Annotated in this window: 14 protein-coding genes and 1 pseudogene; 5 read left to right on the forward strand and 10 right to left on the reverse strand. The window is 66.6% G+C overall.

Annotated elements, in window-relative coordinates; genetic code table 11:
* The first annotated feature begins 99 nt into the window (after nt 1-99).
* Nucleotides 100-1,311 carry an LL-diaminopimelate aminotransferase gene (locus AB4Z44_RS02110; protein WP_404714329.1) on the forward strand — a complete coding sequence of 404 codons (1,212 nt, stop codon included), beginning with the start codon at nt 100-102 and terminating at the stop codon, nt 1,309-1,311.
* Nucleotides 1,311-1,793, forward strand: a complete 483-nt coding sequence (locus AB4Z44_RS02115; protein ID WP_404712435.1) for a DUF2721 domain-containing protein — start codon at nt 1,311-1,313, stop codon at nt 1,791-1,793. The genes AB4Z44_RS02110 and AB4Z44_RS02115 overlap by 1 nt, the downstream gene beginning before the upstream one ends.
* Before the next feature lie 270 nt (nt 1,794-2,063).
* Here the strand turns inward: AB4Z44_RS02115 and AB4Z44_RS02120 are convergent, their stop codons facing one another.
* The 6 genes from AB4Z44_RS02120 to AB4Z44_RS02145 form a co-directional block, all read right to left on the reverse strand.
* The gene (locus tag AB4Z44_RS02120) at nt 2,064-2,363 is read right to left on the reverse strand and encodes a DUF3175 domain-containing protein (protein WP_404712436.1); all 300 of its coding nucleotides are present in this window, start codon (nt 2,361-2,363) and stop codon (nt 2,064-2,066) included.
* A gap of 3 nt (nt 2,364-2,366) precedes the next feature.
* Complete coding sequence (locus AB4Z44_RS02125; protein WP_404712437.1) at nt 2,367-2,513, reverse strand: hypothetical protein; 147 nt, start codon at nt 2,511-2,513, stop codon at nt 2,367-2,369.
* Nucleotides 2,514-2,574: 61 nt separating this feature from the next.
* Entirely contained in the window at nt 2,575-3,015 is a 441-nt protein-coding gene (locus AB4Z44_RS02130) for a nuclear transport factor 2 family protein (RefSeq protein WP_404712438.1), read from the reverse strand.
* Between the two features lie 109 nt (nt 3,016-3,124).
* Nucleotides 3,125-3,625, reverse strand: coding sequence for a hypothetical protein (locus AB4Z44_RS02135; protein WP_404712439.1), 501 nt, complete (start codon nt 3,623-3,625; stop codon nt 3,125-3,127).
* Complete coding sequence (gene thyA, locus AB4Z44_RS02140; RefSeq protein ID WP_404712440.1) at nt 3,622-4,554, reverse strand: thymidylate synthase; 933 nt, start codon at nt 4,552-4,554, stop codon at nt 3,622-3,624. The genes AB4Z44_RS02135 and thyA overlap by 4 nt, the downstream gene beginning before the upstream one ends.
* An 18-nt stretch (nt 4,555-4,572) precedes the next feature.
* Nucleotides 4,573-4,878 carry a chorismate mutase gene (locus AB4Z44_RS02145; protein ID WP_404712441.1) on the reverse strand — a complete coding sequence of 102 codons (306 nt, stop codon included), beginning with the start codon at nt 4,876-4,878 and terminating at the stop codon, nt 4,573-4,575.
* Nucleotides 4,879-4,961: 83 nt separating this feature from the next.
* On the opposite strand from AB4Z44_RS02145, the gene AB4Z44_RS02150 reads away from it, so the two are divergent.
* Nucleotides 4,962-5,972, forward strand: coding sequence for a polyprenyl synthetase family protein (locus tag AB4Z44_RS02150; RefSeq protein ID WP_404712442.1), 1,011 nt, complete (start codon nt 4,962-4,964; stop codon nt 5,970-5,972).
* A 25-nt stretch (nt 5,973-5,997) separates the two neighbouring features.
* On the opposite strand, the gene AB4Z44_RS02155 is transcribed toward AB4Z44_RS02150, so the two are convergent.
* Nucleotides 5,998-7,848, reverse strand: a complete 1,851-nt coding sequence (locus AB4Z44_RS02155) for a DUF885 domain-containing protein (RefSeq protein ID WP_404712443.1) — start codon at nt 7,846-7,848, stop codon at nt 5,998-6,000.
* A gap of 13 nt (nt 7,849-7,861) precedes the next feature.
* Nucleotides 7,862-8,464 carry a thymidine kinase gene (locus tag AB4Z44_RS02160; RefSeq protein ID WP_404712444.1) on the reverse strand — a complete coding sequence of 201 codons (603 nt, stop codon included), beginning with the start codon at nt 8,462-8,464 and terminating at the stop codon, nt 7,862-7,864.
* Nucleotides 8,465-8,583: 119 nt separating this feature from the next.
* Here AB4Z44_RS02160 and hrpB point away from each other — a divergent pair.
* Together hrpB and AB4Z44_RS02170 are read left to right on the forward strand one after the other, a co-directional pair.
* Nucleotides 8,584-11,054, forward strand: a pseudogene (gene hrpB / locus AB4Z44_RS02165) (ATP-dependent helicase HrpB).
* A gap of 33 nt (nt 11,055-11,087) precedes the next feature.
* Nucleotides 11,088-11,384, forward strand: a complete 297-nt coding sequence (locus tag AB4Z44_RS02170; protein ID WP_404712445.1) for an NADH dehydrogenase ubiquinone Fe-S protein 4 — start codon at nt 11,088-11,090, stop codon at nt 11,382-11,384.
* Nucleotides 11,385-11,414: 30 nt separating this feature from the next.
* Here the strand turns inward: AB4Z44_RS02170 and AB4Z44_RS02175 are convergent, their stop codons facing one another.
* Both AB4Z44_RS02175 and AB4Z44_RS02180 read right to left on the reverse strand, forming a co-directional pair.
* Complete coding sequence (locus tag AB4Z44_RS02175; RefSeq protein WP_404712446.1) at nt 11,415-12,095, reverse strand: ATP12 family chaperone protein; 681 nt, start codon at nt 12,093-12,095, stop codon at nt 11,415-11,417.
* Nucleotides 12,092-12,751: an HAD-IA family hydrolase gene (locus AB4Z44_RS02180; RefSeq protein WP_404712447.1), complete on the reverse strand. Its 660-nt coding sequence runs from the start codon at nt 12,749-12,751 to the stop codon at nt 12,092-12,094. The genes AB4Z44_RS02175 and AB4Z44_RS02180 overlap by 4 nt, the downstream gene beginning before the upstream one ends.
* Nucleotides 12,752-12,754 lie beyond the last annotated feature (3 nt).

Raw genomic sequence — 12,754 nt, forward strand, 5'->3', positions numbered from 1 at the left:
TGCCATTCCTGATCATTAGCGGCTATAGCGGCGCCGCTCCGGCGACAAGGGTGATCCTTGCCCCTTCGCCTCGCGGGCAACCTTCCATCCGAGGGAATGATGACCGAGGACTTTTACCGCATCCGCAGACTGCCCCCCTACGTGTTCGCCGAAGTGAACGCGATGAAGGCGGCGGCGCGAGCGGCGGGTGAGGACATCATTGATCTCGGCATGGGCAACCCCGATGGCGCGCCCGCCCAGCACGTCATCGACAAATTGTGCGAGGTCGCGCGCGATCCCAACGCCCATGGCTATTCCGCGTCGTCGGGCATCAAGGGCCTCAAGAAGGCGCAGGCGGGCTATTATGAGCGCCGCTTCGGGGTCGAACTCGATCCCGAAAAGGAGGTGGTGGTCACCCTGGGCTCGAAGGAGGGCCTCGCCAACCTTGCCCAGGCGATCACCGCTCCGGGCGACGTCGTGCTCGCGCCCAATCCCAGCTATCCGATCCACACGTTCGGCTTCATCATCGCGGGCGCCGCGATCCGATCGATCCCGGCCGCACCGGGCCCCGATTTCTTCGATCGGCTGGAGCATGCGATCCGCTATACCGTGCCCAAGCCTTCGGTGCTGGTCATCGGTTATCCGTCGAACCCCACCGCTTATGTGGCCGATCTCAAATTCTACGAGCAGGTCGTCGCCTTCGCCAAGGAGCACAAGCTCTGGGTGCTGAGCGATCTCGCTTATGCCGAGATCTATTTCGGGGACACGCCGACGCCCTCGATCCTGCAGGTGCCGGGCGCCAAGGATGTCGCGATCGAATTCACGTCGATGTCGAAGACCTATTCGATGGCGGGCTGGCGGATCGGCTTCGCGGTCGGCAACCGCCAGCTCATCTCGGCGCTGACGCGGGTGAAATCCTACCTGGATTATGGCGCCTTCACCCCGATCCAGGCGGCGGCGGTAGCGGCGATCAACGGCCCGCAGGACATCATCGAGTCGAACCGCAAGCTCTACAAGGGGCGACGCGACGTGCTGGTCGAGAGCTTCGGCCGATCGGGCTGGGATATCCCTTCGCCCGAGGCGTCGATGTTCGCCTGGGCGCCGATCCCGCCTGCCTTGAAGCATCTCGGCGCTCTCGAATTCTCGAAGCAATTGCTCACCCATGCGCAGGTCGCGGTCGCGCCCGGCGTCGGCTTCGGCGAGGAGGGCGAGGGCTATGTCCGCATCGCCCTCGTCGAGAACGAGCATCGCATCCGCCAGGCGGCGCGTAACGTGAAGCGCTATCTGGCGAGCATGGGGGTCAATGCGGCGCGCACCACGCAGGCGGGCTGATGGGCGATCTGCTGGGGCTGAGCGACGCGCTGCACGTATCGAGCCTTCCCGGGCTCGCCCGCGTGATCCAGCTCGCGCTTGCCCCGGTCTTCCTGCTCACGGGGATCGGCTCGATCCTCAACATGCTGACCGGGCGGTTGACGCGCATCGTCGATCATGCCCGGCGGATCGAGGACGACTTCACGCCGAAGGATCATCCTAACCATACCCGGCAGGTCGACGAGCTGCGCCTGCTCGATCGGCGGATGCGGATCGTCAATAACGCCATCTTCCTCGCGACCGCGAGCGCGGTGGCGTTGTGCACCGTGGTGGCGGCGATGTTCCTGGCGGAACTGGCGGGGTTCGGCTTTGCCCGGACGCTCGCGGTGGTGTTCGCGACGTCGCTGCTGCTGTTGATCGCGAGCCTGGTGATGTTCCTGTTCGAGGTGCGACTCGCGGTCGGAGCGATCTTCGTCCGGGATGAGCTGCTGGAGCGCCAATAAAGATCCTCCCGGAACGGGGAGGATCCTCCCACAAAGAAAGAAGGGCCGCCGGGTTGCCCCAGCGGCCCTTCCAACATGGGTCAGCGGCCGGATTGACGGCCCGGGAGACCCCCGGCGCTGATATTACCAGCGCGTCTCCCGAACGGACAGAACCGACCCCCAAGCTGAACCATGAGACATCGGATCACCTCCTTTCGCTAAGTTGATAAGCAACGTGAATGTGAGTCATCTCGCGGCTGCAAACAAGCCTTGATTTCAAATATTTTTTCGTCAGGATGCCGGCCTTCGCGGCGGCTCGCGGTGGAAGGCTTTGCGCAGTTCGGTCTTGGCGCGCTCGAGCTTTTTCCGGCGCGCCGCGCTCAGTCCCTTGCCCGCGCGATTGATGTAAAAGGTTAGCATCGACATCGCCGACTGGAAGGGGGATCCCTTGCGGCGTTTGCTATGTTCGGCCGATCGCTTGAGCGAGGCGGCGACCGCCTTGGGATCGTCGTGCTTGAACACCGATCCTTCCAGATCGAGCGCATCCGAATGCTCGGTCACCTCCTGCGACCATTTCTTGCGCGTCGCCATCGTTCAATGCCGCTTGAAATATTGGACTTCGCGTTCATGCTTCTCGGCCGCCTCGCGTGACGAGAAGGTGCCGAGATTCCGGCGTTTGCCGTCATCGCCCTTCTTGCGCGAATAGAGCCTGTATTCGCCGGATTTAAGCTTGCGGATCATCGCCGCCTCCTTGGCTAACTCCTGCTATTAAAACGGAAAAGTCAGCCGCCGGTTCCTGGGCTCACTTGGCTGGGGCGGCATCCGGCGTACGGCTCAGGAAGATCGCCTGCACCTTGATCTTGCCGTCCCTGACCAGGAATTCCTCGGTCGCGCTCATCGGCCCGGCCGTCCAGGTCATCAGCCCGACATCGCCTTCCTGCCAGACCTTGGTGACCTTCATGCCTCCGGCCGGACGCGCGGCGGGTGGCGCGCCCGGTGACGGCGCAGGGGCCGCGGGGCGGCCGGCGAACATCTTCTCGAACAGTGGCCGGATCTCGGCCTTGCCTTGATAGGCCTTGCCGGCCTGCAGCACGATCGCATCGTCGGCATAATCCGCCATGATCGCATCGATATTGCCGCCCGACGAGGTATGGCGGTTGACGATGTCGGTCGGCGAAAGCGCGGCCTGTGCGGTGCCCGTGACGACAATGGCGGCGAGCGCGCCGGCGACGAACCTGATCATGCGATCCTCCACGGATAACTCTTGCCGTCTTCTACGCCTATCCGCGCTTCGGCAGCGCCTAGCGTACTGCATTGCATCTGGTTTCGCAGCGCCAAAAACGTGCGACGCTCTACCCCCGGCAATCCTCGATCACCCGCGCCGGCTCGGCCCAGGCTGGGAGGACGAGCCTGGTGGTGCCGGGACTCTCGACGGTGAAGCGGCCGCGGGTGAAGGCGATCTTGTCGAGGAAGGGATCGGTCGCGACCAGGCTCACCGGCAGCGACGCCCACGTCGTCGGCGAATAGGATGTGGTGAGCGTGACTGCGCCGGTCGTGCCGGGGCGGCTCAAGGTCACGGTGCGCTGGGGCAGGTTGCAGTGGAGGATGAAGTCGGCGGACCCGCCGGTTTCGGTGAACACTGCGGCGGTGCCCGAAGCGTCGCGCGAATAGGTCCAGCGTCCCGGCGTCTGCGGGATATCGCGCCAGTCGATCGCCGATGTCGGTGCGGGAACAACCGGTTTGGGAGCAGGTGGCGGCGTGACTGCCGGCCTCGGCGGCGGGGCAGGCGGGGTCGAGCAGGCTGCCAGCAGCAGCACGAGTGCGATCGGTACAGCGCGTGTCGCGATCCTCATACCGCCACCGGCGCCGCAATGTGTGCCTGTGGGGCGTAATCGGTCACCGCGATATCATCGATTCCGTAGTCGAAGATCGTCGCCGGGCGGCGGAGGAGGCTGAGCTTGGGCGCACCCTCGGGCGTGCGGGCCAGTTGCTCCTCCACCAGATGCGCGTGGTTCATGTAGACGTGAACGTCGCCCCCGCTCCAGATGAGCTCGCCCGGCTCCAGATCGCATTGCTGCGCCAGCATCGCGATCAGCAGCGACGCGGAAAAGACGTTGAAGGCGAAGCCGAGGCCGAGATCGCACGAACGCTGCCAGAGCATGCCCGAAAGCTTCCCCTCGGAAACATGGAACTGGTAGGTCATATGGCAGGGCGGCAATGCCATGCGGTCGAGCTCGTCGACATTCCAGCCGGTGAAGATGTGGCGGCGCGAGGCGGGATTCGTGCGCAGGCTATCGACCAGAGCCGCAATCTGGTTGTGCCCGGTACCGCGCCGGTAGAGACCAGGCACATCGGCGGCCTCGTAACGCGGCCAATCGACCCATTGCTTGCCGTAGACCGGGCCGAGATCGCCCCATTCTTCGGCAAAGGCGTCGTCGGTCAGGATGCGCGCCTCGAACGTGTCGCGATCGATTTCCTCGCCGGTCGCGCGCCGATAGCGATCGAGCGGCCAGTCGGTCCAGATATGGACCTTGTCGGCCACCAGGGGGCGAATGTTGGTCGATCCGGTCAGGAACCACAGCATCTCGCGCGCCGCGGTCTTCCACGCGATTCGCTTGGTGGTGAGCAAGGGCACGGCATTGTCGGCGAGGCTGAAGCGCATCGTCGCGCCGAACAGAGAACGCGTGCCGACCCCGGTGCGGTCATGGCGTTCGTTGCCCGTCTCCCACACCCGCCGCAGCAGATCGAGATAGGGCTGCTCATAATGGGCAGGGCTGAACATACGCGGCCTCCTGCTTTGCTATTCGACGGTTTCGCGGACGCGCTCGTGGTGGCGGATCACCTCGTCGATCACGAAGCGCAGGAATTTTTCCGAAAAATCGGGATCGAGTCGCGCGGTCTGGGCGAGCGCGCGCAACCGGGCGATCTGGGCGCCCTCGCGGCCCGGATCGGCCGGCGGCAAACCGGCCTTCGCCTTGTATCGCCCCACCGCCTGCGTCACCTTGAATCGCTCGGCGAGCAGGAAAATCAGTGCCGCGTCGATATTGTCGATGCTCTGGCGATATTCGTCGAGCTGCGCGTCGGCCACCCGGTCCTCCGTCCTCATGTCGCCGCCTTTTGTGGGCTCGGGGCCGCAAGTGCAAGCCGCCAAGCTTGCCTTTGGCCGGCGGGCGCGCCATCTGCGCGGCCATGGCTACGGTAACGCCCATCCGCCGCACAAAGGCGCCCTCGCTCGATCCGATGATGAACCTGGTCGCGGCCGACATGAACCAGGTCAACCAGGTGATCCTGGCCCGCATGCAATCGGATGTGCCGCTCATTCCCGAGCTGGCCGGTCATTTGATCGCCGGCGGCGGCAAGCGGATGCGCCCGATGCTTACCTTGGCCTGCGCGCGGCTGCTCGATTATCAGGGTACGCGCCATCACAAGCTCGCCGCGTCGGTCGAGTTCATCCACACCGCGACCCTGCTCCACGACGATGTCGTCGACGGCTCGGGCCTGCGCCGCGGGCGCCGCACCGCCAATATCATCTGGGGCAATCCGGCGAGCGTGCTGGTCGGCGATTTCCTGTTCAGTCGCTCGTTCGAACTGATGGTGGAGGATGGCAGCCTCCGCGTGCTGCGCATCCTCAGCAATGCCAGCGCGGTGATTGCGGAGGGCGAGGTCAACCAGCTCACCGCCCAGCGCCGGATCGAAACGAGCGAGGCGCGTTACCTCGACATCATCGGCGCCAAGACCGCGGCCCTGTTTGCGGCCGCCTGTCGGATCGCCGCCGTCGTCGCGGAGCGCGATGCGGCGGTGGAGGAGGCGCTCGATGCTTATGGCCGCAACCTCGGCATCGCCTTCCAGCTGGTCGACGATGCGATCGACTATTCGTCCGATGGCGCCACCATGGGCAAGGATGCGGGCGACGATTTCCGCGACGGCAAGGTCACGCTCCCGGTAATTCTCGCCAATGCGCGCGGCAGCGAGAGCGAGCGCCGCTTCTGGCGCGACGCGATCGAGGGCCGCCGCGTCAGCGACGAGGATCTGGCCGAGGCGAACCGGCTGCTCCATGCGCACGGCGCGATCGAGGACACGCTGGCGCGCGCGCGGCATTACGGCCAGCGCGCGATCGATGCGTTGGGTCCAATGGCGGGCGGGACGGCGAAAGCGGCTTTGGTAGAGGCGGTCGAGTTCGCGGTGGCCAGAGCCTATTAGTCTCCTCCCCGTTCCGGGAGGATCTTTAAGCCCCCGCGATGTGGCGATCGATCACCGTCTCCAGCAACGTCAGCGGCACATTGCCCGTCAGCACCACCGCGTCGTCGTAGCGCCGCAAATCGAACCGATCGCCCAGCGCCGCCTTGGCCTTGTCGCGCAGGCGATTGATCTCGTTATGCCCCATCTTGTAGCCGCAGGCCTGCCCCGGCCATGAGCAATAGCGGTTGAGCTCGCCGCGCAATTGCTCGCGCGGCTGGCCGGTGCCGGTCGAGAAAATGTCGAGCGCGTGATCGAAGCTCCAGCGTTTGGCGTGGATTCCGGTATCGACCACCAGCCGCATCGCGCGGAAGCTGATCGACTGGAGATAGCCGATCTTGCCGAGCGGATCGTCGGCATAGGCGCCGAGCTCGTCGCCGAGCTGCTCGGAATAGAGCGCCCAGCCTTCCGAATATGCGTTGAAGGCCAGCATTGATCGGATCAGCGGCAATCTGTAGCTATATTCGCCCTGCCAGACATGGCCGGGAATGCCCTCGTGGTAGCAGAGCGTCGGCAGCGTGAAGCGCGGCCAGTTCGCGGTGTCCTTGAGGTTGATATAATAGGTTCCAGGCTGTGAGCCGTCGATCGAACCCGGCCCGGCATAGCCGTCGGGCATGCCGTCCTGGATGGCCGGCGGCACGCGCTTGATCACCAGATTGCCTTTGACCAACGTCGCGAATGCGCGCGGCAGCCGCGTGCGGATGTCGGCGATGCGGCCATTGAGGTAGGCGAGTAGCCGGGTACGGCCCTCGTCGTCGTTCGAGAAGAGCAGATCCGGCCGCTTCGCCAGCGCGGTCAGCCGCTCGCCGACCGTGCCGCGGGTCATCCCCTGCTGCCTGAGCAATGTGTCGATCTGCGCGTTGAGCCGGGCATTCTGATCGAGCCCAAGCTTGTGCAGTTCGTCGGGCGAATAGGTCGTGGTCGTCCCGGCCTTCACCAGCCAGGTATAATAGTCTTCGCCGCCGGGTCGCTGCCAGATGCCGGGCACGTCGCTGGCCTGGGCGCGGACCGATCTGAAGGCCTCGATCTGGCGCGCCAGCGCAGGCGCGACGCGCTCGGCATAGAGCATCGTCGCATGGCTTTGGTAGCTGCCGGGGATGCGGAGCTTGGCGCATTTCTGCGCGAAGGTCTGGAGGATCGGCTGACGGTCGGCAGGTGTATCGTGGATGCCGGTGAGCTGCTTGACCGCGATATCGTTGAGAAAGCCGGGCAGGATCGCACCCTTGGCCTGATCGGCGAGAAGACGCCCGGTCTCGCCATCGAGCGCCGCAGCATAGGCTTCGATCCGGCCGACATAAGCGTCGGCATCGGCGCGATCATGGATCTCGTGATGGTTCGTCAGATTTTCCGGCAGCTCGAGATAGGCGCCGCTATTCTGCGACAGCACATAGGGCGTGCTGCGATAGCTGACGTCGTTGTTGAAGGTGGCGACGTCGCCGACCGGCATGACCCGCCACCCCTCGACGGCGATCTCGTGCGCGGCGGTCGTGACGTCGACGTCGAGCGCGACTTGCGGCGACAGCCCGCCGCGATCGATCGCCTTGAGCTTCGTCAGCCGCTCCGACGCGCGCTTGCCGCGCGCCGCATAGGCCGCCGCACTTCGATCGCCGAAGCGCGCATGCAGCGCCGCACGCGGCCCCTTGTCGATTCCGAGCGACAGCGCATTTTCGGGATAATCGGCAAGCAATTCCTCGACGATCTCCTGCAGATATGCCTCGGCCTGCCCGTCGCCCGCGCCGATGGCCGCGATCGCGGGCGTAGCGGCGGCGATGCCGAGCGCGCTTGCGCCGAGCAGCATTTCGCGGCGAGTGGTGAGCATGCGGCGGATCCCTTCGTTCATTCTCTCACCCAGCCTATGCGCCGTGCCCGAAATCGGGAAGCTCGCGTAGAGCGGCCATGAAATGGCGTCGGCACATCGCGATATAGCGATCGTTGCCGCCGATCTCGGTCTGCGCGCCTTCGTGTGCCGCGCGGCCGGCGGCATCGACCCGCAAGTTCATCGTCGCCTTGCGCCCGCAGCCGCACACCGCCTTGATCTCGCTGAGCGTGTCGGCCAGCGCCAGCAGCCACTTGCTGCCTTCGAACAGATTGGCCTGGAAATCGGTGCGCAGGCCGTAGGCGAGCACGGGAATATTGAGTTCGTCGCACACGCTCGCCAGCCCGAACACCTGGCCGCGGCTGAGGAACTGCGCTTCGTCGACCAGCACGCAGCTCAACGGCGCGTCGGCGTGCTCGGCCTCGATCGCGGCGCGCAGATCGGTATCGGCATCGAAGGCGTTGGCGGCAATCTCGAGTCCGATGCGCGAGGTGATCGTACCCGCCCGATAACGGTCGTCGATCGCGGCGGTCCACAGCATCGTGCGCATGCCCCGCTCGCGATAATTGAAGTCCGCCTGCAGCAGCACGGTCGATTTGCCGGCGTTCATCGAGGCATAATAGAAATAAAGCTTCGCCATGGGGTTGGCTTCTTAGGCAAGCTCATACGCCTCGTCATCCCCGCGAAGGCGGGGATCCATAACCTCCCAACCATTCGACTCTTGCGCTTCAGAGAATATGGATTCCCGCCTTCGCGGGAATGACGGCATTGGTCGGACGGGTTACAGGGCGACGGGTGAGCGAGCTTCCGATCCACACCGTATTACCCGACCTTCTCGCCGCGCTCGACGCCGGCCCGAACGCCGTCCTCGTTGCACCGCCCGGCGCCGGCAAGACCACCGCTGTGGCGCCGGCTTTGCTGGAGCAAAGCTGGTGCACCGGTCGCGTCCTGCTCCTGTCCCCCGCCGGATCGCCGCGCGCGCCGCCGCCGAGCGGATCGCCGAGCTGGCGGGCGAGAGCGTCGGCGGGCGGATCGGCTATGCCACCCGCCTCGACAGCCGCCAGTCCGCCGCCACGCGGCTGCTGGTCGTGACGCAGGGCATCTTCGTCAACATGGTGCAGGCCGATCCCGAGCTGGCCGGCATCTCCGCCGTCCTGTTCGACGAAGTGCACGAGCGCAGCCTCGATGGCGATTTCGGGTTGGCGCTGGCACTCGACGTGCAGGGCGCGCTACGGCCCGACCTGCGGCTGGTGGCGATGTCGGCGACTCTCGAGGGGCCGCGCTTCTCGGCGTTGCTCGATGGTGCGCCGGTGATCGAAAGCCAGGGGCGCAGCTACCCGATCGACTATATCCATCTCGGCCGATCGGCCGGCCGGATCGAGGATGACATGGCCGCCGCAATCCGCCGCGCTCTCGGGGAGACGACCGGCGGTGTGCTCGCCTTCCTGCCCGGTGTGGCCGAGATCGAGCGTACCGCCGAACGGCTGGAGGGGCTGCCGGGCGATGTCGTCCTCCACCGGTTGCACGGTACGCTCGATCCGGGTGCGCAGCGTGCCGCGATCCGGGGCGAGGCGGCGGGCAGGCGCAAGGTCGTCCTGGCCACCGCGATCGCCGAAACCAGCCTGACGATCGACGGCGTCACCACGGTGGTCGATTCGGGACTAGCGCGCCGTCCGCGCTACGATCGCGCCGCCGGGATCACCCGGCTTTCGACCGAACGCGTCAGCCAGGCCGCCGCCACCCAGCGCGCCGGCCGCGCCGGCCGGCAGGCGCCGGGCACGGCCTATCGGCTGTGGGAGGCTGCGGCGACCGCCGGGCTCGCGCCCTATGATCCGCCCGAAATCGCCGAGGCCGATCTGTCGGCGCTGGTGCTGGCCTGCGCGATCTGGGGTGTGGCTGATCCGGGCCAGCTGCGATGGATCGATCCGCCCGGCGTGGCGGCGGTAAGCGAGGCGAAGCGGCGCCTCTTGAGCTTCGGTCTGATCGATGGCGAAGGTCGCCCGACCGTGCATGGCCGGCAGGTTGCGGCTTTGCCGGTTGCGCCAAGGCTCGGGCACATGCTGGTCGAGGGCGCGGCACGCGGCTGGGGACGGACCGCGGCCGAGGTCGCAGTCCTGCTGTCGGAGCAGGGGCTAGGCGGCAGCGAGCCTGATCTGGAGGCTCGCCTGCGGCGCTGGCGGACCGAGCGAGGCAAGCGTGCCGAGGGCGCCCGCAAGCTGGCGGAGCGCTGGGAGCGGATGGCGGGAGTCAGGAGCGCTTCCACGGGGTCGCTGGACGAGATCGGTGCCTGCGTCGCGTTGGCCTTCCCCGATCGCGTGGCGAAGAAGCGTGGCGGCGATGGCGCGGACTGGATTTCTGCCGGTGGCCGCGGCTTCCGGCTCGATCCGACCTCGCCGCTGGCCCGCGCCGAATGGCTCGCGGTGGCGGAGACGCAGGGATCCGCCGCCGGTGCGCGCATCCTGTCTGCCGCCGTCATCGATCCGGCGGAGATCGAGACGTTGTTTGCCGATCGGATCGAGACCAAGCATCTCGTCGCGTTCGATCCCGCCACGCGCGCGGTGAGCGCCACGCGCGAGCGACGGCTGGGGTCGATCCGGATATCGCGCGGCCCCGATGCCCAGGCGGATCCACTCGCCATCGCCGATGCGCTGGTCGAAGGCGTGCGCACTTATGGGCTGGATATGCTGCGGTGGAGTGAGGGCGCCGCGGCGCTTCGCAAACGGGCGGGTTACGTGGGCGCCGGCGTGGCCGATCTGTCCGACGAAGCCTTGCTGGCGCGACTCGACGAATGGCTGCCGCCTCTGGTCGAGGGGCGGCGGAAGCTTGTCGACATTCCGGGCGGGGCGCTGACGCAGGCGCTCGAAAATCTGCTCGGCTGGGCGGGCAAAAGCCAACTCGATGCACAGGCGCCGCCCCATTTCACCTCGCCGCTCGGCACCACCCATCCGATCGACTATGCAGCCGAAGGGGGCCCTGCCGTCGAGTTGCGCGTCCAGGCCCTGTTCGGTCTGGCCGATCATCCGATGATCGGTACGACGCCGTTGGTCCTGCGGCTGACCTCGCCCGCCGGGCGTCCGATCCAGACGACGCGCGATCTGCCCGGCTTCTGGCGCGGAAGCTGGGCGGCGGTCGCCAAGGAGATGCGGGGCCGCTATCCGCGTCACCCCTGGCCCGACGATCCTGCCGCCGCTGCGCCGACCTTGCGCACGAAACGCGCGTCGGGCTCTTAACCCGTCTCGCATCTGCGATATGCGCTGGCGTCCATGACCGAAGCCCGCATCCGCCAGCGCATGAAGAGCGCCATGCAATCCGGCCGCTACAAGGAGTCCGCCTGGCTGCTCGAATATGAGCCGGCCGAGGCCAAGAAGCCCGATCCGCTGACGGGCTGGGCCGGATCGGGCGACGTGCGCGAGCAGGTGCGGCTCGGCTTCCCGACGCTGGAGGCAGCCAAGGCTTATGCCGAGCGCCATGGCCTGGCCTATCATGTGACGCCGGGGACCGCGGCGCGCAGCCTGAAGCTGCAGGCCTATGCGGACAATTTCAAAGGGCCCGAGATTTAAGGGCCCTTCCTGCCCTCCAGAGCGAGGGCTCTAAGCCAGCAATTCCATAAACCGCGCCGCTGCGATGAAATCCTTCCGCCGCAATTCGCGCGCTTGCGTTGCGAGATAATCCTCACCCCACCGCTCGGCCTGCCACAATTCATCGACATGCGTCACGGCAAACGCTTCCTCCGCGCCGATCGCGCCCTCGGCCAGAGCCAGCGCGGCCACGAGTGAACCGCCGATCGTTACCAGCGGTGACATCGGCGCGAGCGCGAAGGCATCGCGCGCGGCCAGCGCCTCAGACAGCCGTTCCACCGTCGCCATGGGCTGGGCGACATGGACGATCCCCGCCGTCACGGCGAAATGGACATCGTAGCGGGCCCGCGCCCAATCCAGCAGCGGATCCCACGCCTCGGCCTGCGCCGCGACGAGATCCGCAGGCGCGTCGGCACGATAGCAAAGCAGATCGGTCTCCGCATATGTCGCCAGCGGCGCCGCGAAGGCCGCCGGATCGGGCGCAACCCGATCGATCGCCGCATTGGCAAGGCCGGTCATCGCCATCGATCGGGGATCGATCTCCTCGCGTTGCGCGCGCCATTCCTGCGCCACCGCTTCGGCCAGCGCGGGCGAGGGAAGGGTGAGCTTGGCGCGTGCGGGCGTACGCACCGGACGGCCGTCCAGCAGGATCGCACCATCGGCGATCGTCACATCCTTGTAGAAACGCTTCATGCCAGCGCCTCGAGCATATCCACCAGCTGCGAGGCATGGGTCGCGACGCGGTCCGCGCCGGCGGTCCAGAGCTCGGCTTCGTTGTGATAGCCCCAGCTCACGCCGATCGCCCATGCGCCGGCCGCCTTGGCCATCGCCATGTCGTAGCTCGTATCGCCGATCATCATCGTGGTTTCGGGCGCGGCGCCGGCATCGGCGATCGCCTGCTGGAGCATTGCGGGATGCGGTTTGGATGGGTGGCGGTCGGCGGTCTGCAGCGTGACGAAGCGCGGATGGAGGCCGTGATGCTCGAGGATATGCTTGAGCCCGCGATCCGATTTGCCGGTCGCCACGCCGAGCAGCCAGCCGCGCGCGTCGAGATCGGCGATCGCCTGGGCGATGCCCTCGTAGAGCGGCTCGCTGGCAAGGCCGGCGGCGCGCATCTCGAAGAAAGCCGATTTGTAGGCGGTGGCGAGCGTGTCGTGATCGTCTGCCGAGCCGGCGGGATGGAGGACGCGCATCGCCTCGACCAGCGAAAGGCCGATGATGCTGCGCGAGGCGTCGGGCGTGGGGGGCGCGATATCGCATGCGGCGAAGCCCCGCTCGATCGCGCCGCAGATGGTGGCCTGCGAATCGACGAGCGTCCCGTCGCAATCGAATACCGCGAGGCGGTTCATGCG

This window comes from Sphingomonas sp. MMS24-J13 (genome assembly GCF_044905095.1).
Classification (GTDB): domain Bacteria; phylum Pseudomonadota; class Alphaproteobacteria; order Sphingomonadales; family Sphingomonadaceae; genus Sphingomonas_I.